21 protein-coding genes and 1 pseudogene are annotated in these 24243 nt (G+C 71.8%); 14 read left to right on the top strand and 8 right to left on the bottom strand.

Annotated features, from left to right (window positions below; genetic code table 11):
- Positions 1 to 7: 7 nt before the first annotated feature.
- The 3 genes from JIW86_RS33955 to JIW86_RS33945 form a co-directional block, all read right to left on the bottom strand.
- Positions 8 to 454, bottom strand: coding sequence for a roadblock/LC7 domain-containing protein (locus tag JIW86_RS33955; protein WP_215146895.1), 447 nt, complete (start codon positions 452 to 454; stop codon positions 8 to 10).
- On the bottom strand, positions 454 to 3069 hold the full coding sequence (locus JIW86_RS33950; RefSeq protein ID WP_257557764.1) for a nitrate- and nitrite sensing domain-containing protein: 2616 nt from the start codon (positions 3067 to 3069) through the stop codon (positions 454 to 456). The genes JIW86_RS33955 and JIW86_RS33950 overlap by 1 nt, the downstream gene beginning before the upstream one ends.
- Positions 3070 to 3241: 172 nt before the next feature.
- The gene (locus JIW86_RS33945) at positions 3242 to 4021 is read right to left on the bottom strand and encodes an MHYT domain-containing protein (protein ID WP_215146927.1); all 780 of its coding nucleotides are present in this window, start codon (positions 4019 to 4021) and stop codon (positions 3242 to 3244) included.
- A gap of 177 nt (positions 4022 to 4198) precedes the next feature.
- Here JIW86_RS33945 and JIW86_RS33940 point away from each other — a divergent pair, with 177 nt between their 5' ends.
- Positions 4199 to 4798, top strand: a complete 600-nt coding sequence (locus JIW86_RS33940) for a class I SAM-dependent methyltransferase (protein WP_257557763.1) — start codon at positions 4199 to 4201, stop codon at positions 4796 to 4798.
- Between the two features lie 52 nt (positions 4799 to 4850).
- Here JIW86_RS33940 and JIW86_RS33935 read toward each other — a convergent pair whose 3' ends face one another.
- A complete protein-coding gene (locus tag JIW86_RS33935) occupies positions 4851 to 5765 on the bottom strand; it encodes an oxygenase MpaB family protein (RefSeq protein WP_257557761.1) in 915 nt (304 codons plus the stop codon).
- Positions 5766 to 5900: 135 nt separating this feature from the next.
- On the opposite strand from JIW86_RS33935, the gene JIW86_RS33930 reads away from it, so the two are divergent.
- From JIW86_RS33930 to JIW86_RS33920, 3 genes are all read left to right on the top strand, one after another.
- On the top strand, positions 5901 to 6680 hold the full coding sequence (locus JIW86_RS33930) for a hypothetical protein (RefSeq protein ID WP_215150478.1): 780 nt from the start codon (positions 5901 to 5903) through the stop codon (positions 6678 to 6680).
- 26 nt (positions 6681 to 6706) lie between these two features.
- Positions 6707 to 7168: an SAM-dependent methyltransferase gene (locus JIW86_RS33925; RefSeq protein WP_257559539.1), complete on the top strand. Its 462-nt coding sequence runs from the start codon at positions 6707 to 6709 to the stop codon at positions 7166 to 7168.
- 165 nt (positions 7169 to 7333) lie between these two features.
- Entirely contained in the window at positions 7334 to 8365 is a 1032-nt protein-coding gene (locus JIW86_RS33920) for a polyprenyl synthetase family protein (protein ID WP_257557760.1), read from the top strand.
- 97 nt (positions 8366 to 8462) lie between these two features.
- On the opposite strand, the gene JIW86_RS33915 is transcribed toward JIW86_RS33920, so the two are convergent.
- The gene (locus tag JIW86_RS33915) at positions 8463 to 8645 is read right to left on the bottom strand and encodes a hypothetical protein (protein WP_215150480.1); all 183 of its coding nucleotides are present in this window, start codon (positions 8643 to 8645) and stop codon (positions 8463 to 8465) included.
- A gap of 182 nt (positions 8646 to 8827) precedes the next feature.
- Between JIW86_RS33915 and JIW86_RS33910 the strand changes: the two genes are divergently transcribed.
- From JIW86_RS33910 to JIW86_RS33875, 8 genes are all read left to right on the top strand, one after another.
- Positions 8828 to 11779, top strand: a complete 2952-nt coding sequence (locus tag JIW86_RS33910; RefSeq protein ID WP_257557759.1) for a DEAD/DEAH box helicase — start codon at positions 8828 to 8830, stop codon at positions 11777 to 11779.
- A gap of 3 nt (positions 11780 to 11782) precedes the next feature.
- Positions 11783 to 13030, top strand: coding sequence for an SWF or SNF family helicase (locus tag JIW86_RS33905; protein WP_257557757.1), 1248 nt, complete (start codon positions 11783 to 11785; stop codon positions 13028 to 13030).
- Between the two features lie 99 nt (positions 13031 to 13129).
- Complete coding sequence (locus JIW86_RS33900; protein ID WP_257557755.1) at positions 13130 to 14458, top strand: GAF domain-containing protein; 1329 nt, start codon at positions 13130 to 13132, stop codon at positions 14456 to 14458.
- Between the two features lie 55 nt (positions 14459 to 14513).
- On the top strand, positions 14514 to 16037 hold the full coding sequence (locus tag JIW86_RS33895; RefSeq protein ID WP_215150482.1) for an aldehyde dehydrogenase family protein: 1524 nt from the start codon (positions 14514 to 14516) through the stop codon (positions 16035 to 16037).
- Between the two features lie 495 nt (positions 16038 to 16532).
- Positions 16533 to 16910: a hypothetical protein gene (locus JIW86_RS33890; RefSeq protein ID WP_257557752.1), complete on the top strand. Its 378-nt coding sequence runs from the start codon at positions 16533 to 16535 to the stop codon at positions 16908 to 16910.
- A 9-nt stretch (positions 16911 to 16919) separates the two neighbouring features.
- The gene (locus JIW86_RS33885) at positions 16920 to 17897 is read left to right on the top strand and encodes a S1 family peptidase (protein ID WP_257557750.1); all 978 of its coding nucleotides are present in this window, start codon (positions 16920 to 16922) and stop codon (positions 17895 to 17897) included.
- Positions 17872 to 19023 carry a serine/threonine-protein kinase gene (locus JIW86_RS33880; protein ID WP_257557749.1) on the top strand — a complete coding sequence of 384 codons (1152 nt, stop codon included), beginning with the start codon at positions 17872 to 17874 and terminating at the stop codon, positions 19021 to 19023. The genes JIW86_RS33885 and JIW86_RS33880 overlap by 26 nt, the downstream gene beginning before the upstream one ends.
- A gap of 5 nt (positions 19024 to 19028) precedes the next feature.
- Complete coding sequence (locus JIW86_RS33875) at positions 19029 to 20216, top strand: hypothetical protein (RefSeq protein WP_257557747.1); 1188 nt, start codon at positions 19029 to 19031, stop codon at positions 20214 to 20216.
- Between the two features lie 6 nt (positions 20217 to 20222).
- Here the strand turns inward: JIW86_RS33875 and JIW86_RS33870 are convergent, their stop codons facing one another.
- Positions 20223 to 20477: a hypothetical protein gene (locus JIW86_RS33870; protein ID WP_257557745.1), complete on the bottom strand. Its 255-nt coding sequence runs from the start codon at positions 20475 to 20477 to the stop codon at positions 20223 to 20225.
- 122 nt (positions 20478 to 20599) lie between these two features.
- On the bottom strand, positions 20600 to 21526 hold the full coding sequence (locus tag JIW86_RS33865; protein ID WP_257557744.1) for an EamA family transporter: 927 nt from the start codon (positions 21524 to 21526) through the stop codon (positions 20600 to 20602).
- Between the two features lie 83 nt (positions 21527 to 21609).
- Here JIW86_RS33865 and JIW86_RS33860 point away from each other — a divergent pair, with 83 nt between their 5' ends.
- Together JIW86_RS33860 and JIW86_RS33855 are read left to right on the top strand one after the other, a co-directional pair.
- Positions 21610 to 22533, top strand: a complete 924-nt coding sequence (locus JIW86_RS33860) for a LysR family transcriptional regulator (RefSeq protein ID WP_257557742.1) — start codon at positions 21610 to 21612, stop codon at positions 22531 to 22533.
- A gap of 606 nt (positions 22534 to 23139) precedes the next feature.
- Positions 23140 to 23547: an FKBP-type peptidyl-prolyl cis-trans isomerase gene (locus JIW86_RS33855; RefSeq protein ID WP_285444422.1), complete on the top strand. Its 408-nt coding sequence runs from the start codon at positions 23140 to 23142 to the stop codon at positions 23545 to 23547.
- A 304-nt stretch (positions 23548 to 23851) separates the two neighbouring features.
- Here JIW86_RS33855 and JIW86_RS33850 read toward each other — a convergent pair.
- A pseudogene (locus tag JIW86_RS33850) lies at positions 23852 to 24232 on the bottom strand (hypothetical protein); the annotation flags it as partial.
- Between the last annotated feature and the right edge of the window lie 11 nt (positions 24233 to 24243).

Raw genomic sequence — 24243 nt, 5'->3', positions numbered from 1 at the left:
GCCGCCCTCAGCCGGCGGCCGGCGGCCGTGCCGCGAACCGGGGCGGGGTGTACAGGTGCTCGCCGACCCGCTTCACCAGTCGTGCCATCTCGTAGGCGATCAGCCCGATGTCGGCCCCGGCGCTGCTGAGCACCGCCAGACAGGAGCCGTCCCCGGCGGCCGCGACGAAGAGGAAGCCCTCGTCCATCTCGACCATCGTCTGGCGTACGCCCCCGGCGTGGAAATGCCGTCCCGCGCCCTTGGCCAGGCTGTGGAAGCCGGAGGCCACGGCGGCCAGGTGCTCCGCGTCCTCCCGGCTCAGCGCGCTGGAAGCGCCGACCGGCAGGCCGTCGTTGGACAGCACCACGGTGTGCCGGACCTCCCGGACCCGGACCACCAGGTCGTCCAGGAGCCAGTCCAGTTCACCGGACCTGCGGACGCCGCCGTTGAGGTCGATTCTCTGGTGTTCGATCATCACACTTCTCCTTTGCTGCCATGGCTGCCTTGCCTGCCTTCGCTGCCTTCGCTGCGCGCGCTGCCTGCGTGAGGGGAGTTCTCCTCGGCGCCGCGGACCCATCCGGCCCGGTAGGCGGCCATCCGGTCCCGCGCCTGCTCGGGGCTGCGCCCCGGCGGTTCCTCGGCGAGGCGCGCGCCCGCCGGGGCCTTGGGCGCGGGGGTCTCGCGCAGCTGCGGGACGAGGCTGGCCTGGCGGACCCGGCGCGGCAGTTCCGTCACCGAGGCGGCGGGGGCCGCGGCGACCTGCGTACGGGTGACCGCGCCGCCCGGAGCGCGCGGCCGCAGCGCGGCCACCGGGGCGGGGCGCGGCTCTTCCCGGGCGGGGGAGGGGTCCGGGTCCCGGAGTCCGCGTGCGTCCTCCCGTACGACGGTCATCGCCGGCGGCTGCTCCGCCTCCGGGGCCGGCTCCGAAGCCGGTACGGGAGCGGGTACCGGTACGGGTACCGATGCCGCGGTCCGTGCCCCGGCGGTCGCCCCCGCCCGGGGTTCCGGCCCGGGGGCGCCGGCCGTGATCGCTCCCTGGAGCATGGAGTTCGGCAGCAGCACCACGGCGGTGGTGCCCCCGTACGGTGACGTCCGCAGGTGCACCTTCACGCCGTGGCGGGACGAGAGACGGCTGACGACGAAGAGCCCGAGCCGGTCGCTGTCGAAGAGGTCGAGCGCCTCGGACTGCTCGATGCGCCGGTTGGCGTCGCTCAGGGTCTCGCGGCCCATGCCGAGCCCGCGGTCCTCGATCTCCAGGACGTATCCGGCGCCGACCGGCTCGCCGCTGACGCGGACCTTGGTGTGCGGCGGGGAGAACTGGGCGGCGTTCTCGATGAGTTCGGCCAGCAGGTGGGTGAGGTCGGCGACGGCTCCGCCGACCACGGCGGCCTCCGCGAGCTGGCGCACCTCGACACGGGGGTAGTCCTCGATCTCGGAGACGGCGGCCCGTACGACGTTCGTGAGCGGGACCGGCATCCGCCAGGCCCGGCCGGGGGCCGCACCCGAAAGGATGATCAGGCTCTCCGCGTGCCGGCGCATCCGGGTGGTCAGGTGGTCGAGGCGGAAGAGGTCGCCGAGCTCGTTCGGGTCGTCCGCGCGCCGTTCCATCGAGTCGAGCAGGGTGAGCTGCTTGTGCACGAGGACCTGGCTGCGGCGGGCGAGGTTGACGAAGACCCCGGAGACCCCGCTGGCCAGCTCCGCCCGTTCGACGGCGGCGCTGAGCGCGGCCCGGTGGACGGTGGCGAGCGCCTCGCCGACCTGGGTGATCTCGTCGTCGGCGGGCGGCCCGTCCGGGGTCTCGCCGGCGACGTCGATCTCGTCGGCCCGGCCCGCGCGGAGCCGCTCCATGGCGTACGGGAGCTTGCGGTGGGCGATCTCCAGCGCGGTGTTGCGCAGGGAGACCAGTTCCACGACCAGGGCGCGGCCGATGCGGACGGAGATGACCAGCGAGGCGGCGACGGCGGCCAGGCCCAGCAGCACGGCGGCTCCGGCCGGGCTGAGCGCCCCCTCGGCGAACGGGTCGGCCCGGTCGGCGGCCGCGGCGTGCGCGGCTCCCTCGATCTCCCGCATCGAGGCGCCGATGCCGGTGTGCGCGGCCTCCCATCCGGCGGGTACCCCGCGCACCTCCTTGGCCGCGCCGGCGGCAAGCGCCCGGTCCTCGGCGGCGGTGAGGTCGGCGTAGGCGGCGCTCTTGGCCACGGACTGCCAGGCGGACTGCTGGGCAGGGGGGAGGTCGCGGGCCGCGGCGGCGGTGAGGGCGCGCCGGGTCTCGATGGTGCCGATCAGCTGCCGAAGCGTTTCGGCGCTGCGCGGACCCGGTACGGCGAGCAGCGCGTCCTCCCGGGAGAGAAGCTCTCCGGCCCGGGCGAATTCCAGCAGGACCCTGGAGGCGGGGCCGAGTTCTGCGTCCTCCCCGCCGGTCAGGGCGCCGCCCACGGCGAGGGCCGAGTCGACCACGCGGGTGTAGATCTCGTAGGCGGCCTCGGGGGTGGCACGGCGTCCGGTGATGTCCTTGCGGGCGGATTCCAGCGCCTCGGCGTCGACGACGAACGCGCCCAGGCGGACCACGACGTCCGAGCCGTAGTCGCCGGAGTCGGCGACGGTGTTGCGCTCTCCGAGCCGCAGCCGCCGGACGGCGGCGTCGGTGCGGCGGGCCTGCTGGTCCAGGGCGGCCGGGTCGGCGGCGGGGTCGGCGAGGAGGCGGACGGCGGCGCGCCGTTCGGCCTGGAGCTCGGTGACGGCGGCGGCGACGGGGGTGCGTATCTCGGTGTCGACCTGCTGGACGCGGCTGAGCCGGGCGATGTCCTGGGCGGTGCTGACGGTGGCGAAGGCCCACAGGGCGAGCAGCGAGACGACGGGGACCATCAGCAGTGAAACGATCTTCGCGCGGACGGTGGCGGGGCGCAGCCGCAGCCGGGGACCCCGCTCGTGCGGCGCCGGGGCGGGCTGGTGGAGTGCCTGTTCCGGGCGTTCGTCGGCCGGCGGCCCGGCGTGGGCCCGGCGGCCCGTTCCCGAGCCGTGGCCGTGGCCGCCCGCCGGCGCGGGGAGCCGCGGCGCCGCTGCTTCCGGTTGTCTGCGGGGTGTGCGCATGGACTCCTCGTTCCGGGGCGGTACCGACAGGTGCGGGTCGTTCGGCGTGCGTGTTCTGCAAGGGCGGATTCGGGTGCGGGTACAGATACGGGTGCAGGTGGGTGCGTATGTGCCGTGCGTATGTGCCGTGCGTGCGTACGTGCCGTGCGTACGTACCGTGCGTCCGGTGTGCTCAGTGGGCGGGCGCGGCCCGTTCCCCCAGCTTCCGTACGGAGTCGGAGGCGGCCCGCTCGTCGGCGGTCGGCGACAGCGCGACGAAGGCGGCGGTGATGAACAGGTAGGAGCCCAGCCCGACGGCGAGCGGGAAGATGAACTGCATGGCCGTCGCACCGGGCAGGGCGGCGTCCGAGGGACTGACGCTGACGGCGACGGCGGTCATCCCGGTGTAGTGCATGCTGCTGACGGCGGCGCCCATGACGAGCGAGGCGACGGCCACGGCCACCGGTGACTTGATGTTGAGCGCGGCCCACAGGGCCGCGGTGGCAGCGACCACGGCGATGACGACGGAGAGTCCGACGGTGAGCGGGTCGTAGGAGACGTCACCGTGCAGGCGCAGGGCCGCCATGCCGAGGTAGTGCATGCTCGCGACGCCGAGGCCGGTGGTGAGACCGCCCAGGACGAGGGCCCGGCCGCGGTCCTTGCCGTAGCCGACGGCGAACACCCCCGCGCCGACGACCAGCATGGCGACGAGCAGGCTGAGGATGGTGATCGGCACGTTGTAGTGGATCTCGGTGCCGGTGACGTCGAAGCCGAGCATCGCGACGAAGTGCATCGTCCAGATGCCGGTGCCGATCGCGGAGGCCGCGGCCAGGAGCCAGTTGCGCCGGGCGGTGCCGGTCGCGGCGAGCGCGCGGACGGTGCAGCGCAGCCCGAGGGCGGCGCCGACGGATGCCATCACGTATGACAGCACGGGTGTCAGCCAGCCGTAGGCGGCGTGGTCCAGATGTCCCAGGTGTCCCATGGCCACCGGACGCTAGTCCGGGTGAGGGCGCGAACACGGGGCGCATTCCGAAAGCCGCTGTAACTGCTGGAATATGACAGAGATACGTTCATCTTCGATCACGCCGCGTACCACCTTGCACACGGTCCGCAGATCCACGCGTCCTCGCCGGTGGGGGATCATGGGCACATGAGCGAAGACCACACGCACGTGCAGGAGTTCTTCGGAGCGCGCGCCGCCGACTGGGACCGCAAGTTCCCCGAGGACGCGCCCGCCTTCGCGACCGCCGTCGCCGAATTCGGACTGCGGCCCGGGGACCGCGTGCTCGACGCGGGCTGCGGCACCGGGCGGGCCCTGACCCCGCTGCGCGCCGCCGTCGGACCTGCCGGCATCGTGCTCGGGGCCGACCTCACCCCGCAGATGCTGGCCGCCGCGCAGCGGGCGGGGCGGGCCGCGCAGGGTGCACTGCTGCTCACGGACGTGGCCCGGCTGCCGCTGCGCGACGGGACGCTGGACGCGGTGTTCGCCGCCGGGCTGATCGCGCACCTGCCCGACCCGGCCGCGAACCTGCGCGAGCTGGCCCGGGTGGTCCGCCCCGGCGGCCGGCTCGCACTCTTTCACCCGATCGGGCGAGCGGCCCTCGCCGCCCGCCACGGCCGGGAACTGACTCCGGAGGACCTGCGGGCCGAGCACAACCTCGGCCCGCTGCTCGCCCGTTCGGGCTGGGAGATGACCTCGTACGCCGACGAGGACGCCCGCTTCCTGGTGCTGGCCGTACGGCACCGGTGACACACGTCTTGTACGTCGGCCCCTTGCCCGGGACGCGCGGAGGTACCCGGGATCACGCCGGAGGCTGAGCCTCTGCTCCGGCCGGCCGGCGAGGATGCGGAACGGGGCAGCCGCCGGTTCCGGGCACGGGAAACGTGCCGAGCTCGCCCACGTCGTAGCCACCGGGATAGCTCTTGATCTCCGGGTTCTGGCGGGCGTAGTGCGGGGCCTTGCGCGGGGGCAGCAGCCGTACCGCGCGCCCGCGCAGCCGCAGGGCGCCCTGGACCAGCCGCTGGACCCGGGGGTGCGGGCGGGCGAACCGGAAGGCGTCCAGCAGCGGCTCGTCGAGCAGGGCGAGGCTCGCGCCGCGGACGGCAGGGGCGAGCGGCGCCGGGTACCAGGAGGCCATCAGGTCGAGGGTGGAGTCCGCGACCTGCCGGGCGCCCTCGTCCCAGCCGAAGTGGGCCTCCTCGTAGGCGTTCAGGGTGGACTCGAACTCCTCGAAAGAGCCGGGAATGTCCGTGATGCCCAGATGGCGGCCCAAGGTGGCGTAGTAGTTCGCCGAGGCCCTGCGCTCGTGGTGGGTCAGCGGACGCCAGCCGTACGCGTCCAACCAGCGCGACGGAATCACCACGAAAGTGGACAGGACGTAGCGCATGTCCTCGTTGGAGATGTCGTAACTGCGGTGCATCTGGTTGACGCGGCGGATCGCGGTGCGCGCGGTGTCGCTCTCGAAGCCGTGCTCCACGATGGCGTCGAGGAGCAGCGCGGTGTCGTCGTAGCGCTTCTGGGTGCGGTCCGTGAACTCGGCGGTGTCGGCCAGCAGGCCGCCGATGGCGGGGACGGCGTAGGTGCGGAACAGGGCGAGTTCCAGGGCGCGGGTGAAGTCCCAGGGGAACTCATAGGTGGCGGTGAGCCGGTAGATGGCGAGGAAGTCCTTGTCGGGATCGAGACGGAGGATCTCCCTCAGCCGGTCGTAACGCTGCACCGGGTGTCCCTTTCTGTGGCGGGCTCCCAACTCTACGTGCAGGTAGCGGCCTTGGAAATCGTGGGCCGCAGGCCCTCGACGGGCGGGTTACCCGCTGGTTAAGGTGCGCCGACAAGAGAGCTACCGGGAGGCCAGGTGTCCGACGACGAGGGTGGCGGCTCGCTGTACGTGCTGACCGCCGTGCTGCTGACCCCCGCGCAGTTCCCCAGTGTCCTGGGCGACGACTTCCCCGAGGCCTGCTCCCTGCTGGGTGTGGCACCGAACGGGGAAGGCTACGGGCTGGTGCTCGGCCAGGACGAGGAGGGCGCGCGGTGGACGGTCGTCGTGGACGACGTCTCGCTCGTGGCCACGGCCATCGCCTCCTGGGACTGCGGGATGGACTACGACCTGTCCCCCGACGAGCGGTCGATCGTGGTCTCGCTGGCGGGCTGGCCGCTGGAGTTGTCGGTGGCGGCCTCGGGCATCCCGGAACCGCACGATCCGGAGCAGGGCGCGGACGGCACCGGGCGGGTGCCGCTGGCGCCGCCCTCGGCGGAGGCGTGGGGGCCGGTGCAGCGGCGGATGGCCGCGGACCAGATCGCCCGGCAGTGGGGTGACTGGCGCGAGCGCGAGGCGACGGACGGCGGGGCGGCGGCCGCCGCGCATCCCGGACTCGCGCGGGCGCTGAAGGCGGCCCTGGAGTACACGCTGAGCCCGCCGCCGCCCGGGCGGGTGCGCTCCTCGTTCGCGGGTGAGGAGGCCCGGACGCTGCGGGTGGACGGCCCCGGCTGGTCGCTGGTGGCCCGTACCGGTGATGCCGCCTTCGTCCTGCTCGACGAGGAGCCGAGCGGGGTGCTCGCGGTCCCGCGCGACGGGGAGACCGATCTGCCGGAGCTGCTGGCGGCGCTCGACCGCGTCGCGGTGCGCCCGGCGTGAACGCAAACGGACATCCGAGGGGAACGATGACGGTGGAGTGCGAGCCGGTGGGCGTGGTCGTGGGTGGCCGCGCGGAGGCGGTCGACGACGACTGGGGGCGCGAGACGGCGGTGATCCGCCTGGACGCCGGCCGGTTCGGCCCCGAGGCGTTGTACGGCCTGGAGGAGTTCTCGCACGTCGAGGTCGTCTACCACTTCGACCGGGTGCCAGTGGAGAAGGTCGAGACGGGCGCACGGCGCCCCCGGGGCAACCCGGACTGGCCGCTGGTCGGCATCTTCGCCCAGCGCGGCAAGAACAGGCCGAACCGGCTCGGCGTCTCGCGGTGCCGGGTGGTGAAGGTGGACGGCCTGGACGTCCACGTGGAGGGCCTCGACGCGGTGGACGGCACCCCCGTACTCGATCTGAAGCCGTACATGGCCGAGTTCGGTCCCCGCGGCGAGCTGCGGCAGCCGGAGTGGGCGACGGCCTTGATGCGCGACTACTACTGACCCGGCCGTCGGGCCAAGCCTCGACGCTTGATGGCCGAAAGGGATCGGCCACGGCGGGAATTGGCTCTGGATCCCCTCCGCCCAGAATGTTCGAATCGGTGACGTAACGCGACACAAAGGGCGCGTGGTTCGCCCTTCGACGCATTCTCACGATGGAGGGCATTCGTGAATTCCCTGTCGTACCTGGACTTACACCGGGAACTCTCTCAGGACATCGACGCGGAGATAGCGGCCGCGCTGGAACGGCTCGACCCCGCCTCGGCCACGGCCCGGACCGCCGTCGCCGAACTCCTGGAGCAGCGGAAACTGAAATATCCGATCTCGGTACTGCCCTTGCTCGTGCACGGTGCCGAGACGGGCTTCCCCGAACCGGCCGTGCCGATTTCCGCCGTGCACCTGCTGTGGTGGACTTCGGCCTGCCATCTCGACGACCTGGCCGACGGGAACGGCAGCGCGGCTTCCGACGGGCTCACCGAGAACGAGACACTGCTGGCGTCCGTCATCGCGGGAAACATACTTCCCGTCCAGATCATCCTGTCGCAACGGGTTCCGGAGTCCGTGCACGGCGAACTGCTCACCGAGATCGTGAACGGCTCGATCGCGGCCGCCGACGGCCAGATGGCGGACATGCGCGGGGACGCGGCCGGCGCCACGCGCGGCTCGGTGATCGAGACCTACCGCGGCAAATCCGGCGCACCCTACGGCATGATCACCGCGATGGCCGCGATCCTCTCCGGAACGAAGTGCGAGAGGGTGGAGCTGTGGCGTGAGTTCGGCTATGTCTTCGGCATCATCTGGCAGCTGTTCAACGACCAGGAGGACATCCTGTCCGGCCGCAACGAGGACCTGGCCAACGGCACGGTGACCTATCTCCTCGCATGCGCCGTCGAGGACGCGGCTCCTGAATCCCGTGGGCGCATTCTGGATCTGTGCGCCGCCGCCGGGCGATCCCGGCAGGCACGAGGAGAGCTCGCGGGCCTCCTGCGGGCACCCGCCCTTCTCGACCGGTACCGCGCGGACATCGACGGCTACCGCGACGAGGCGCACCGCCTCCTGGACGAACTGGGCGGAGACGAGGTCTATCTGCCGGTGCTCCGACAGCTCGTGGACAACTCGGCCCGGATGCTGCTCGAACCGGACCTCGCGCCCGACAACGCGCGGGACGGCGCCCCCGGCGCCACCACCGGCGCCTCCTGATCTCGGCGCCCGGGCGTCACGGGTCGAAGCACCCCGCCGGGCCATCGAATCGGCCGGGCTCCGCGCCGAAGCCGGAGCACGGCCGACACCGCCGACGTCAGCGGCCGATCTGCTTCCTGGATATACCCCGCAGCCGACGCCGCTGAGAGGAGTCCAGCAGGAGATAGGCGGCCGCGGGCACACCGATCAGGACCAGCAACCCCGCCCAGAACCCGACCGCCCAGAACAACACGATGGCTGCCACGACTCCGGCAACCGCGACCTTTCCGCTCGTGGACATCTGCGGACACCTCCACCCGTCGTCGACCACTACCCCCTCAACGCACCACCGCGGCGACGCGTTCCCGGACACCGGAACGGCCCGCGAAGTGACCCGGGTCACGGCCCGGCCCGAGCCTCCCGACGCCGGCGGTGGGGTAGCCTCGGCCGCCCTGAACCCCGGTAGTCAAGTTTGAGGAATGCGTGCTCCCCGAGATCTCCGGCCTCATCCACTGCTCGGCCGTCTTCCTTCCCGCCGACCCGGCCCGCGGCGGACGGATCGCCCTCTGGCGAACGGACGGCCAGGCTCCAGGCGCCGGCAGCGGAACCGGCGCCCCGCACGGCACCGGCACCGGTGCCCACGAGGATCTCTTCGTCGTCACCCCCGACCTGCGGCGGACCGCCGTCACCGCCCTCGTGCTGCCCGTCGACGAAGCCCTGCCGCTGCTCACACGCGCCCGCACGGCCGCCGCCCACCCCGGAACCGGAACCGACCCGACAACCGAACCGGCAACCGAACCCGCAGCCGGTCCCGACAGCGGAAGCGGCCCGTCGGCGAGTGCGGCCTTCTGGGGCGCCGCCGCCCTGCTGGCCCTGCGCTTCCTCGCCCGCGGGCAGCTCCTCCCCGGGCTGAGCCCCGCCGGCCACGACGCCTGGCGCACCGGCCCCCTGGACGCCACCGACCTCGAAGAGGTCCGGCAGCTGGCCGCCGCCATGCCGCCCGAGGCCCACTGCGTACCCCTGGGCTCGGACGGTCCGCCCCGGCTGCCCGCCCCGGAGCCGCTGCTGCGCGCCTTCCTGGACGCCGTCGCCGACACCCTGCCCCGCTCCCCCGCCGCCCCCGCGGCCGCCGCCGGGTCCGCCTACGCCGCCCGCCCGCCCCGGCCGCACCCCGAACTGCGGGACTGGGCCGCCGAGGTGGCCGCCGGACACGACGCCGGCGTGCGCATCTCCCTGCGGATCGAGCTCGACGGCGTCCCCGACGCCGCGTCCTCCTTCCGGGCCGTCCTCCAGATGCACGGCCTGGCCGACGCCGCCCTGGTCGCCGACGCCGCCGAGGTCTGGGCCGGATCCGGGGCGGCCGCGACCGCCTTCCCGCCCGGGGCCCGGATGGACGCCCTGCGCGCGCTGCGCCGCGCCGCCCGGCTGTGGCCCCCGCTCACCCCGCTGCTCGCCGCGGCCGTACCGGACTCCGTCGAACTCGCCGACGAGGAGGTCGCCGAGCTGCTCGGCGAGGCCTCCGGCGCCCTGGCCGCCGACGGGGTGCAGGTGCACTGGCCGCGCGGGCTCGCCCGTACCCTCACCGCCCGCGCCGTCGTAGGCTCCCCGGGCCCCCAGTCATCCCCGCAGTCCCCCGAATCCGCCCTCCCCTCCGGCCTGCTCTCCCCCGGCGCCCTGCTCTCCTTCAGCTGGCACTACGCCCTCGGCGGCCAGGACGACCTCACCCGCGCCGAGCTCGACCGCCTCGCCGAGGCGAACCGCCCCCTGGTCCGGCTGCGCGACCAGTGGGTCCTGATCGACCCGGCCGAGGCCCGCCGGGCCCGCGCCCGCCAAGGCAGCAAGCTCACGGCCGCCGACGCGCTGGCCGCCGTACTCACCGGGTCGGCGGAGATCGACGGCCGGCGGGTCGACGTAGAGGCCGCCGGTCCCCTCGAGCGGCTGCGGGCGCGGCTGACCGCCGATCCGCAAGAGCCCGACGGCCCCGCCGCACCCCCTGAGCTGCGCGCCACCCTGCGCGACTACCAGCTGCGCGGCCTGCGCTGGCTGGACCGGATGACCTCGCTCGGCCTCGGCGCCTGCCTCGCCGACGACATGGGCCTCGGCAAGACCGTCACCCTCATCGCGCTCCACCTGCACCGCAACCGCGACAGCGACAGCGACAGCGACAGCGACAGCGACCGTGCCCACCCCGAGCCGACGCTGGTGGTCTGTCCCGCGTCCCTGCTGGGCAACTGGCAGCGGGAGATCGAGAAGTTCGCCCCCGGCACACCCGTGCGCCGCTATCACGGCCCCGCCCGCAGCCTGGCGGACCTCACCGGCGGCTTCGTCCTCACCACCTACGGCACGATGCGCGCGGACACGCCCCGGCTCGCCGCCACCGGCTGGGGCATGGTCGTCGCCGACGAGGCCCAGCACGTCAAGAACCCGCACTCCTCCACCGCGAAGGCGCTGCGCACCATCCCGGCCCCGGCGCGCGTCGCACTCACCGGCACCCCCGTCGAGAACAACCTCTCCGAGCTGTGGGCCGTCCTCGACTGGACCACACCCGGACTCCTCGGCCGCCTCGGCGCCTTCCGCACCCGCTACGCCGAGCCCGTCGAGAGCGGCCGCGATCCGCAGGCGGCGGCCCGGCTGAGCGCCCTGGTGCGCCCGTTCCTGCTGCGCCGCAAGAAGTCCGACCCCGGCATCGCGCCCGAGCTGCCGCCCAAGACCGAGTCCGACCACCCCGTCACCCTCAGCCGCGAACAGACCGTGCTGTACGAGGCCGTCGTACGCGAGACCCTCGCCGCGATCGCGGAGTCGGACGGGATGGAGCGGCGCGGCCTGGTGGTCAAACTGCTGACCTCCCTCAAGCAGATCTGCAACCACCCCGCGCAGTACTCGAAGGAGATGGCCGGCGCCCGTTCCGGCAAGCTGGACCTGCTCGACGAGCTCCTCGACACCATCCTCGCCGAGGACGGCTCGGTCCTCGTCTTCACCCAGTACGTGGCGATGGCCAGGATCCTGGAGAAGCACCTCGCCGGACGCGGGATCGCCTCGCAGCTCCTGCACGGCGGTACACCGGTGGCGCGCCGCGAGGAGCTCGTCGACCGTTTCCAGGCGGGCGAAGTCCCGGTCTTCCTCCTGTCCTTGAAGGCGGCGGGCACCGGGCTGAACCTCACCCGGGCCGGCCATGTCATCCACTTCGACCGCTGGTGGAACCCGGCCGTCGAGGAGCAGGCCACCGACCGCGCCTACCGGATCGGGCAGACCCAGCCCGTGCAGGTGCACCGCCTCATCGCCGAAGGCACCGTGGAGGACCGGATCGCGCAGCTCCTGGAGCGCAAGCGGGCCCTCGCGGACGCCGTCCTCGCGGGCGGCGACAGCGCGCTGACCGAACTGACCGATGCCGAACTGGCCGACCTCGTGGCGCTGCGCCCGACCCCCGGGGAGTGACGGATGAGCACCCGAGACCCGTACGAGAAGACCTTTCCGGCGCTCCCGCCGGCCCCCGGCCGCGGCTTCGCCCGCACCTGGTGGGGCCACGCCTGGCTGCGCGCCCTGGAGGACAGCGCGCTCGACGGGGAGCAGGTCAGGCAGGGGCGCCGGTACGCGCGCGCGGGCGCGGTCGGGGCCGTCTCGGCGCGCCCGGGCGGGCTGACCGCAGTGGTGCGCGACCGGGACGGGACGGCGCACCGGACGGACGTGCTGGTGCAGGAGTTCACCGAAGCGGAATGGGACCGGCTGCTGGGGCTGGCGGCCGCGGAGTCGGGGTACATCGCCGCACTGCTGGACCGTGAGGTGCCCCCGGAACTGGCCGAGGACGCGGCGGCGGCCGGGGTGGATCCGCTGCCCGGCATCGGGGACCTCGACCCGCGCTGCGACTGCGGCGAGTGGGACCACTGCCCGCACACGGCGGCGCTCTGCTACCAGGTGGCCCGGCTGCTGGACCAGGACCCGTTCGTGCTGCTGCTCCTGCGGGGCCGCGGCGAACGGCAGCTGCTCGAGGAGCTGGAGGCGCGGAGCACCACCGAAGCGGAAGCTCCGCGGACACCCGCCGACGAGGGGGTCCCGGCGGCGGATGCCTTCGCGGCACGGGCGGCCCTCCCGCCGCTGCCCGCGCTGCCGGGGCTGCCGGACGCGCCGGGCCAGCCGCCGACGCTGGACACCGAGGCGGAAGCGGAGGGGCTGGACGTGGACGCCGTGGAGTTCCTCGCGCAGGCGGCCGCGTCGGCGGCGCACCGGCAGCTCGCGGAAGCGCTGGCTCCGGGCCATGCCGATCGCCGTCCTCCCGCTCCTCTCACGGCTGCCGAGGACGCCGTACGCCTCACTGCCGAGGCCGGTGACATCCGGCTCCGCGCCCGCCTGTCGGCGGCTTCCGGACGCGACGGGGCCGACATGGAACGGGCCGTACTGGCCTGGGGCTTCGGCGGGGCTCCGGCCCTCGCGGCGCTGGAGGACGACCGGACGCCGGACCGAACCACGCTGACCCGGGCCCGGGCGGCGCTGGCCGCGGCCTGGGCGGACGAACAGGCTCCGGCACTGCGGCGGGTCCGCGCCCGCTGGACGGAGGCGGACACCGGGCGCCAGCTCCGGCTGGGCCGGGAGGGGCGCTGGTGGCCGTACCACCGCGAGGCGGGCCGCTGGATCCCGACGGGCCCGTCGGCCCCGGACCCGGCCTCGGCGCTGGCGGCCGATCCCGCGTAGCCGGTTTCGGCGCGGACTGGCCGACGTACCGCTTGTCGGGGGCCGGTAGCGGGACGACGATGGGGCGCTGCGGGTACCGCGGCTCCACGGGAGGGTGACATGGACGATCCTTCGGTGGCCCTGCCGGGCGGGGCCGATCCCGCCGAGCGCACGCGCGAACTGCGGCGGGCGCATGCCGCGTTCACCCGGGACGGGCGGGTCGAGGCCCCGGTCCGCGCGGTCATCGCGCGGTCCTGGCGGCGGTGCGCCCGGGCCCGGGTCAGCCCGGAGTGCACCCCGCGGGTGGAACTGGCGGAGGCGCAGCTTCGGCCGTACCGCGCGGAGCACCCGCTGGCCCGGGTGATGCCGCTGTTCCGGGACTTGGTCGGGACGTTCGCCGCGCACGGGGCGCACCTGCTGGCGGTGTGCGACGCCCAGGGCAGGCTGCTGTGGGTGGAGGGCGAACCGGGCACGCTGCGGCGGGCGGAGGGGCTCGGTTTCGTCCCCGGCGCGCGCTGGGCGGAGACGGCGATGGGAACCAACGCGCCGGGTACGGCCGTGGCAGTCGGCGAGCCCGTTCAGGTCTTCGGAGCCGAGCACTTCAGCCGCCGGGTCCATCCGTGGACCTGCGCGGCGGCCCCGGTCCGCGATCCGCGCACGGGCGGGCTGCTGGGCGCGGTGGACATCACGGGTGGCGACGGTCTCGCCCACCCCCATTCCCTCGCCTTCGTCCAGGCGGTCGCGCGGGCGGCGGAGGCCCAGTTGGCCCTGATCGATCCCGGGCCGCCGGCGGCGGGCGACGCGCTCACCGCGCTCGGTCAGGACGAGGCGCTGCTGGTCACGGGGGGCCGCCCGGTACGGCTGGGGCGGCGGCACAGCGAGATCATGGTGCTGCTGGCGCACCACACCGCGGGGTTGTCGGGCGAGGAGCTGGCGATCGCGCTGTACGAGGACGAGTCGGTGTCACCCGTGACGTTACGCGCCGAAATCTCCCGGCTGCGCGCCCTGCTGGGGCCCGCCGCCCCGCTCTCGCGGCCCTACCGCACGGCCGGTCCGCTGGACACCGACTTCACGGCCCTGACCCGGCACCTGGCCGCCGGCGCGATCTCCGCCGCGCTCCACCACTACCCCGGCCCCCTCCTGCCCGCCTCCACCGCGCCGGGCATCGTCCGGCTGCGGCGGCGGATCGAGGACCAGGCGCGGGCCGCCGTGATCGCCCGCGCGGATGCCGGGCTGCTGACCGACTGGGTGTGCAGCCCGTGGGGCGCGGACGACCCGGAGGCGTGGCGGGCCCTGGCGTCGGCGCTGCCTCCCGAGGGCCGGCCGGCCGCGCTGGCCCGCGTACGCGCCCTGGACGGGGAGCTCGGCGCGCGCGGGGTTGCCGTACGGCCGCTCGGGTGGCCCGGTGGCCGCGGGCGTGCAACGTATCCGCAACCTGCCCGCTCCTAGCCTCCCACCGAGCGCTGTCCGACGGAGGCCGGCGCCCGGCAAGGGGAGGACACCCATGGCCCGTTACGCTGCGCCCGGTACCAAGGGGGCGCTCATGTCGTACGCGTCCCGCTACGGCCACTTCATCGGCGGCGAGTACGTCGAGCCCGCCCTCGGCCGGTACTTCGCGAACCCGTCCCCCGTCACCGGGGAGACCTTCACGGAGGTGGCGCGCGGTACGGCGGAGGACGTGGAGCGGGCGCTGGACGCGGCGCACGCGGCGGCGCCCGCCTGGGGGCGGACCTCCGTCGCCGAGCGGTCGACGATCCTGCTGCGCATCGCCGACCGGATGGAGCAGAACCTGGAGGCGCTCGCGGTCGCGGAGAGCTGGGAGAACGGCAAGCCGATCCGCGAGACGCTCGCCGCGGACATGCCCCTCGCGATCGACCAGTTCCGCTACTTCGCGGGTGCGCTGCGCGCGCAGGAGGGTGCCCTGAGCCAGCTCGACGACGACACGGTGGCCTACCACTTCCACGAACCGCTGGGCGTGGTCGGCCAGATCATCCCGTGGAACTTCCCGATCCTGATGGCGGTGTGGAAGCTGGCCCCGGCGCTGGCGGCGGGGAACACGGTGGTGCTGAAGCCCGCCGAGCAGACCCCGGCGTCGGTGCACTACTGGCTGAGCCTGGTGGCGGACCTGCTGCCGCCGGGCGTGGTGAACGTCGTCAACGGCTTCGGCGAAGAGGCCGGAAAGCCGCTCGCCTCCAGCCCGCGCGTCGCGAAGATCGCCTTCACCGGGGAGACCGCCACCGGTCGGCTGATCATGCAGTACGCGGCCGAGCACCTGAAGCCGGTCACCCTGGAGCTCGGCGGCAAGAGCCCGAACCTGTTCTTCGACGACATCTGGACGGCCGAGGACGACCTGCGCGACAAGGCCCTGGAGGGGTTCACCATGTTCGCCCTCAACCAGGGCGAGGTGTGCACGAGTCCGTCGCGCGCCCTGATCGAGCGGGGCCGGTACGGGGACTTCCTCGACGCGGCGGTGGCGCGAACGGAACTGATCGTGCCGGGGCATCCGCTGGACACTGACACGATGATCGGCGCGCAGGCCTCGGAGGAGCAGCTGAAGAAGGTCCTGTCGTACGTGGAGATCGGCCGGCAGGAGGGTGCGAAGATCCTCACCGGCGGCGAGCGCATCGACCACGGCGGGGACCTGGCGGGCGGCTTCTACGTCCAGCCGACCATCTTCGAGGGCGACAACCGCATGCGGATCTTCCAGGAGGAGATCTTCGGCCCGGTGGTGTCGGTGACCTCGTTCCACGACTTCGACGACGCGGTGCGGATCGCAAACGACACGGCGTACGGGCTGGGGGCGGGCGTCTGGACCCGTGACATCAACACCGCCTACCGCGCGGGGCGCGCGATCCAGGCGGGCCGCGTGTGGACGAACTGCTACCACGCCTACCCGGCACACGCGGCGTTCGGCGGCTACAAGCAGTCGGGCATCGGCCGCGAAACCCACAAGATGATGCTGGAGCACTACCAGCAGACGAAGAACCTCCTGGTCTCGTACTCCCCCAAGCAGCTCGGCTTCTTCTAGAGGCCCAACAGAAGGCGCCTGAGCTGCGTTTTTACCCGTCAGGCGCCTTCCGCGCAGCCCGATCCACACGCAGCCTAGATGGCGTGCCCTCTCCCGGTTCCTCCCAACCGAACCCGCGCCACCAGCTGATCGCCGGCAGCCGCCCGCGCCCTGGCGAACCCACCGCCGTGCGGGTCCGCCGACACCGCGCCACCCGCCCCGCACCCACACCCTGCCTCGGCCACGCGCCCCCGCGACCGGCGTACTTCGAATTAAAGGATTCCCACCCCTCGAGGGGGGATCGACCCTAACGTGAGGGGGAGGCAGACTCCTTCGAGCTCGCTGTGAACCGTTGAAGCTGCGAACCACTCTGCATCGAGCGCAACCGTCGTCCCATTGACCGCGCGAGTGTCCGGGAGGGTGTCATCGAAGAGATGGGCAGGTTCGGTGTCTGGAACTGAGAGTACGGACGGCGGAGCGGAGCCGGGCTCATCGCTTGCGGGGGCCGCGCTCGTCGTGGCGGTCACGGTCATCGCGGTATGGCTCGGGCTTCTCATCTGGTTGGCCTTCGACACTGGCGCGAGCGAGGTCACCTGGTCACGCCTGCTGGTCGTCCTGGGGTCGGTGGAGGCCGTCGCGTTCGCGGCAGTCGGCGCATTGTTCGGCACGACGGTGCAAAGACAGCGGGTGGCGGACTTGCAGGCGCGGGCGGAGGCCGCCGAGACCCGCGCGGAGGCCAACCAGACAGCGGTCATCAACGGCGAGAAGCTGGCAGCAGCGGTCAAGGCGACCCGCACGCCCGGAACCGACGGAGGGGCGGAACGGCTCTCCGTCGATCCCCGACTCGGCGGTGATCCCGTACTCGAGTTGGCCAACCGGCTCTTCCCGGACTGAGGCTTCCTCGTGGACACCGTAGGAAGGCTGGTACGCGACGGCATGGCCGTCGCGACCGCATTCATCGTCACTGCCGATGGGCTCGCAGCCACCGCAGCTCACGTTCTCACTCCCCACGCAGACGCCGAATGGACCTTCGAGCCGATCGCTGCGCCCGGATTGTCGCTGCCGGTCGACACCTCGTTGCCCTCGGATCCGGCAGCCGATGTGGCGCTCATCCAAGTCCGCGGGACCGGGGACTGGCAACCGATGACGCTCGTTTCACACACGAGCGCCACGCCGGGAGACCCGGTTCACCTGCGCGGTTTCGCCGCATCACGCGACTACGACTCCGGTGTCGGCAGCTACGTCGGCGCAATGGCGGAGAAGGGCCGTGCCTGGGTGAAGGCGAGCTGCCGGCACGCTCAACCAGGCATGAGCGGGGCCCCGGTGCTACTCACCGGAACGGGCGGCGTCATCGGCGTCGTATCGGCGCGCCTCAACTCGGGACGTTGGAACCGCGACACCGTGCTGCTCGCCCCGACTGAGGATCTCGTCGCGCTCGCTCCCGGGCGCCTCCGTCTCGCCAAACCGGTCCGCCAGTTCGTGACCGGGACGTTGCGGTTGTCGTGGCTGCGGGGAAGCGCAGCCGAACTCATCCTGGAATCAGACGACTTCAACGTTTCGCTCGGCCGCAATGCCCACAATCGGGTGTACTTGCCGGACGACCGCGACAGCCGCTTCCACGGCCACCTGGCCCTGGTCGGCACGACACTGGTCTACCAGCACATGGGCTCCCGACCCGCGTCCCTGTCGGGCGCCACGAGGCAGTTGAAGCTCGTCAAGGGTGACTCCTGCCCGGTCGGCGACAAGGATCGCCTGAGTGTCGCGAGCGGAATGCTGCTGGTGGAGTTTTCCGCGCCTGATCTTTTCGACCCGAATGCAGGACCGACGCCGCCGGACGACGAGGAGGAGCCACCAGTTGGACAGCGATCTGACCGTCGATGAGCCGTACGAAGCGCCCCCACCGTTAACGGGCGCGCCCGCTGCCATCGACGAGGTGCTGGATGGTCGCTGGTCGGTGGCGGAACTCCGCCGCGGCGGGCAGGCATGGGTCCTGATCGTCGACGACCTTGAGCGCGGACAACGCCGCGCGATCAAGACTCGGCTGTCCGCCGCGCTCACCGGCGATGCGGAACTCGCGATGCTGCTGGGGCTCGAACCCCATCCCCACACCATCACCGCGCTTGACGTGGTCGAGTTGCGCGGGCAGTTGGGCATCGTCTTCGAGTACGTTCCCTCGACCCTGACCGACCTGATACAAGAGCAACCCGGGCTCCACCTCGCCGAGATCCTCCAGCAGGTGTGCGACGGCATGGCTCACCTGTCCAAGGAGGGCACCGAGGTCGCCCACCTCGATCTCAAGCCGTCGAACGTGCTCGTCGACGACGCCGGTCGCGCCAAGATCGCCGACTTCGGCTTGGCCCAGCAGGTCCGCATCCAGGATGGGCGCTTCTCGACCGCACCGGGTGGAACCTGGGCGTACGCCGCGCCCGAGGTGCTCCGGCGGGAATCGTGCGACTCGCGGGCTGACGTCTTCTCCTTTGGGGTGCTTCTCTACGAAGCGTGTACGGGAAAGCTTCCCTACCCCTTCCCGCTGGCTCCGGACCCGAATACTCAGCGCGCGCAACTGCTCGATTACTACGCGTCCTCAGGCCCACGTCACCGCACCGAGCAGTTCTATTGGGGTCAGTCCACGATGGCTGAGGTTCCTTTCCTCCTGCCAGGCGAAGGCCTCAATATTTTCCTGTCGAGTTGCCTGCAGGAACACATGGAAGAACGGCCGCAGTCATTCCGGAAGCTCGCCGTCATGCTCGCCAAAAGCCTCCACAGGCCCCCTGTGGACGCAGTAGCCGTTCCACTGCCCGAAATTGACCAGCAGCACAGGGAGGTTGCGCTGGCGCGCGCATTGATCCGGCTCGGCCGGTTCGGCGAGGCCGTGAACCGGCTGAACCGATTGCTGGCGACACCGCTGCCTCCAGAATTCTTCGCGACCGTCCGAGACACAACTCACCAGGCGTTGACCGGCGGCGGACGCCATGCCGAAGCGGCCGCCCTCATGGATTGGCGGTGATCCCCGTGCGACGATTCGAACTCCCAAAACAGTGGGAACCCCTTCCGGCCCTGCGGCAAACGGTCGAGGAACTTCTGGCGGGCAGTCGGCGCCGTACCGCTCTGGACGAGGTACTGCGGCATCTGCGCCATGCCCCCGAGAGCACCGACGCCTTGTTCCTGGCTCTCGTGGTCCTGGGCCAGAGCCGCACGGAACTGCTCGAATCCGACGAACCTCTGACCGACACCCAAAGAGTGAGCGCGCTGCTGGCGCCGGTCGCAACGGAATGCTCGAACTGCGGTGTCCTCTGGTACTCACGTCACACGGTCCTGAACGCCAATGGACCGACCAAGCTCACGATCGGCAACCCCATCGGCCTGCAATGCCAGAATTGCCGGTACACGCTGTGCAGGAACTGCCTGAGCAAGGGGGTGCAGTCATACACGGCGCCCGTTGACGCGCCGGAGCTCCCTGGCCGACCTTGCCCGAACTCTGGATCTCACGGGCAGCTCACCACGCCGGTACTCCCAACCGGGCGCCACGGCGTGACGCCGATGGATCCCGATGGAATCGAAGGCGTGATCATCGCGCGGGACGGATTCATCCTTCCGACCATGGAAGAAGCTCTCGTGGTGGTGACCAAGTTCCTCCCCCTCATCGCCGACGACGCCCCCCTCATCCACCTCCGCCGAAGCGTTCCCGGGACGATGAGCGACGAATCCACCCGTGATGAACTCGCGCTGTCTCTCGTTCTCGAGTTGGAGCGCGAGGGGCCGATGGCCCCTGGAGCCTGGGCGCGCTCAAGGCGCATGTTCGTTCTGGCGGGCGCCGCAAACGATACCGATTACCTCGTCACCGTCGTGCGAAAAAGGGAACAGCACCCGTCGTCGAGTGCCCTGCTCCATGCCACCCCTTCGGCCACATACACCTACCTCATGCAAATTCTTGCAAGGGACGGGGGTTGGGGGATACTTCGCGACCCGCACTCCGGGCATGTCATCGAGGGCTCTTTCGGCGCCGTTACGGCGCCGAAAGACATGCTGCCCGATATCGCTCAAGAAGTGATGGAAAAGTTTAACCGCTTTCGACTGAAGCGTCGTGTCGCCTTCTTCGAAGGGGACCGAACGAAGCAGAAGCTCACCACTGACGACGTGTATGGGGTCGTCAGCGAAGGCAGCAAGACCGTCGTCCCCTACTCTGATGATCCCGCCTGAACCAAGCTAAGGGACGTACCACTGCTGGGTCTTGGCTCCGGAGGTGGGGTGCCTGAGGGCGGCGAGGGGTTTCGTCTCGCGCCGGAAGCGCGCGGCGAACATGTCGTCGTCGAGGAGTTCGGGCAGCAGAATCTTGACGGCGACGTCCCGTTCCAGCACGTGGTCGGCGGCCGGCCAGACCTCGCCCATGACCCCGCCGCCGATCTTCTCGTCGAGCACGTACCGCCCGCCGAGCAGGACCCCCTGCCCCGACCCCCGCATACCCCAGCCCCCTCATGGAACGCCTGCTTGTTCTCCCAACCGCAGTGATCCAGAGACCAGTTGAGCCTCCGGGTGTCGGGCTTGCATGTTCCGCGATCAGCGGGTGCAGCAGGCAGAACCCGTCAACGGCCCGTTTCCCGGCGTGCCGCTCCGATCCCTGCCATGACGACGAGTACGGTGCCCGCCGCCTGCACGACGGTCGGGGTCTGGGCGATGAGGAGCACGCCGGCCAGCAGGCTTACGGCGGGCTCGAGGCCGGCCAGGGTGCCGTAGGTGGTCTTGGTCATGCGCTGGAGCGCTTTCATCTCCAGCAGGAAGGGGACCAGCGGCATCAGTACGGCGATGCCCGCCGCCGCGGCGGCCACCTTCCAGTCGAGGTTCACGACCGCCTCCGGCGCCCCGAACGGCGCGGCGACGACTGCGGCCACCGCGAGGGAGAGGGCCAGGCCGTGCTGCGCCGAGAACCTGCTGCCGACGTGCGCGGTGCCGATGACGTACAACGCCCAGCAGACGGCCGACCCCAGCCCGAAGAGGACTCCTGCGAAATCGGTGACGCCGGTCCAGGGCGACGTGAGGAGCAGGACGCCTGCCGCGGCCAGCGCCAGCCACGCCAGTTCCCTGGGGCGCCGGGACCCGGCGACGGCCACGGCCAGCGGTCCGAGGAACTCCAGCGCCGTCGCCGTACCCAGCGGCAGCCGGGCGGCGGACTCCGAGAACAGCAGCATCATGCCGGCGCTGACTGCTCCCAGGGCCACGGTGACGAGCAGATCGGCCCGGGAGGCCGCACGTACCACTCGCCAAAGGGACCGGCCGGTGAAGGCGAGCAGGAACACGGCAGCGAAGGAAAGACGCAGCCAGGTCGTGCCGGCCGGACCGAGGGAGTCGAACAGCTCGGTCGCCAGGGCACCGCCGGTGTGCAGCACCGCCATGGCGACGAGGAGGAGCACCGCCCCGGGCAGACCGCGCGGCCGGTCGGCGGGCCGCATCGGGCCGTGGGGGGTGGCGGCAACCTGGTGGGGTGCCACGACGGGGGCGGCAGAGGCGTTCATCCCGCCATTGGAGCGGGCACCGTTCCCTGCTGTCCACGGGCTAATAGTGGCGTCAATGACCACCATTAGCGGATGATTGCCGTATGGCACCCCAGGACACGCGCCCGCTTCCGGATCTCGGCCGACTTCGGCTGCTCGTAGAGCTGGGCCGCCTGGGCACCATGGCCGCGGTCGCCACGGCCACCGGATACGGGACCTCGGCCGTCTCCAAGCACCTGGCCGTGCTAGAGACGGAGGTCGATGCACAGCTGCTGAGGCCGGTGGGGCGGCGGGTCCGGCTGACGCCTGCGGGCGAACGCCTGGCGGAGCACGCGGTCGCCATCCTCGCCGCGGTGGAGGAGGCGCGGGCCGAGCTGAGCGGCGGGGCCGAGCCAGCGGGGCGCGTGCGGCTCGCGAGCTTCTTCACCGCGGTCGAGCCGGTGGTGCTGCCCATGCTCACGCGGCTGGGGACGGCGTATCCGCGGATCGAGGTCGAGACCTACGAGCACGAGCCGGATCACACCATCGATCTCGTGCGCTCGGGCAGCATCGACCTCGGTTTGGTCTACCACTACAGCCTGGTGCCGCGTACGGTCCCACCGGAACTCAGCGTCCGGCAGGTCGAGGAGCAGCCGCTCTTCCTCGCGGTCCCCGCCCATCACGCGGACGCCGGACGGCCCGTCGCGCTGACCGAACTGCGGGACTTCGCCGGAGCGGGATGGATCGCCAATTCGCGCGGCACCGATGACGACGAACTCGTCCAGCGGGTGTGCGCGATCGCCGGTTTCGCGCCGCGCATCGCGCATCGCATGGACAGCCTGCACCTGGTGAACAGCCTCGTCGGGGCGGGCCTCGGAGTGGCCCTGCTCGCCGAGTCGGGAATCGAACGGGACCGCACCGATGTCGCCTTCCGGCCTCTCGACCCCCTGGCCGGCACCCGCCGCACCTCGCTCCTGGTGCGCGCCGGCCAATGGTCCTGGCCTCCCATCGCAGCCGTGACCTCCCTCATCACCGAGCACACGGCGTGAGCCCCGACGAGGCGGCCGGGCTGCGGGTCAGTAGAGTCGCTTCTTGAGCTGGGCGTAGACCTCGGTGACCGCATGTCCCCATGGCGAACCGCTCGAGGAGACCTTGGTTCCACACTTGGCCGACCTGGTCCGGATGGGGCCCGCGCATGACCCCATGGCCAAGTGCTACGCGGTCGGCAGCCCGGTGCGGCAGGGCCCAGTCCGGGGGCGAACGCCGTCGGCGGGCGCGGAGCACCTTCCCGAGAACCAAGATCCGGGCCACTCCCGGACCGCGCCACTGGCCAGGAGCGTGGGGACGGGCGTTTCTGCAGGTCAACCGCATTTTAGCTGCTCTACCACCGGCAGACGAAGAGCCTCCTGGTCTCGTACTCCCCCAAGCAGCTCGGCTTCTTCTAAGCGAGCGGCAAAGCCGCCCGACAGCGGAGTTGAGGGGGCGGGCTGCGGGGTCGCGGTCATCGGTTGCGTGAAAGATCATCACGTGTGGCCGATGGATTTGGTGTGCTCCGGGGATCGGCATTCTCGGTAGCGTGACCATCTGCTGCACGGGTTGTCCATGTGTCCGGATGGTCCGTGCGGGGGCTTTCGACGGAGAGTGATGAGGCTGCAATGAGTGAACTGACGAAGCCCGAGGTCGACGTTCCGAAGGGTGACGCTCCTACCGAGCTGACCATCCGGGACCTGGTCGTCGGGGACGGGGCCGAGGTGAAGCCGGGCATGGTGGTCAGGGTCCACTACGTCGGGGTGACCTTCGAGTCCGGGAAGGAGTTCGATGCCTCCTGGGACCGGGGCCAGCCGTACAAGTTCGCCCTGGGCAGCGGCAAGGTCATCAAGGGCTGGGACCGGGGGGTGAGGGGGATGAAGGTCGGCGGTCGGCGCGAGATCATCGTTCCCCCGCGTCTCGGCTACGGCAATCAGTCGCCCTCGCCGTTGATCCCGGCGGGCTCGACCCTGGTCTTCGTGGTGGACCTGCTCGACTCGTATTCCGGCACAGCCGGGTGGAGCAACGCCCAGTAAACCTGGCCGCTCCTCCCCTTCGACGCTCTGCGACTTCCTCAATGGCCTGCCCAGCGCCGCCGGACGCCTGAACCCGGCGGCGGCGCTCGGCGGACGGGGAAGGTCCTCGACGGAATCCAGCTCGTCGGCGCCAGTCTGCATTCCGTAGGAAGCGATGGCATTGCCGACCAGACCAGCTATTGGGCAGAGCCTGTCTCCGGCCATCTCTCGCCGAATTCGCAAGGTCAATCTGCACGGAGTCGGCGCCCACCTGCCAACTCTCCGGAGGTCGTTTGGGGGCGATCCGGAGACGCGGCAGGTGGGGTCAGTCCCAGACCAGGTTGAGGGAACGTTCGAAGTTGACGTATCCGGCGCGGGCGAAGGACTTCGCCATGGGGACGTTGCCGAGGTCCGTCGATGCCCTGATCCGGTCGACGCCCTCGGCGGCCAGGATGCGGGTGCCATCCATGACCGGGGGCATCAGGGCGAGGGGGTCCTCACGGTGGGCCACCGGGCGGAAGACGCGACGCCCCCTGTGCTCCGGGAGCCTGGACGACGGGGTCCACTGCAGCCGCAGCCGCTCGAACAGCAGCCGCGCGCCGGTGCTCTCCAGAACGCGCGTGCGGGAGCCGACCACCTCGCGCGCCGCGGGGTCCTCGTCCCAGTCGGGCGGGACGAAGCGGCCGTACTCCGGCAGCTTCGCGCCCGTGAAGGGAG

Origin of the sequence: Streptomyces sp. NBC_00162, assembly GCF_024611995.1 — a bacterium.
Classification (GTDB): Bacteria; Actinomycetota; Actinomycetes; order Streptomycetales; family Streptomycetaceae; genus Streptomyces.
Note: the sequence above shows the minus strand (reverse complement) of the source record. Positions and strands in the feature narration are given on the sequence as shown.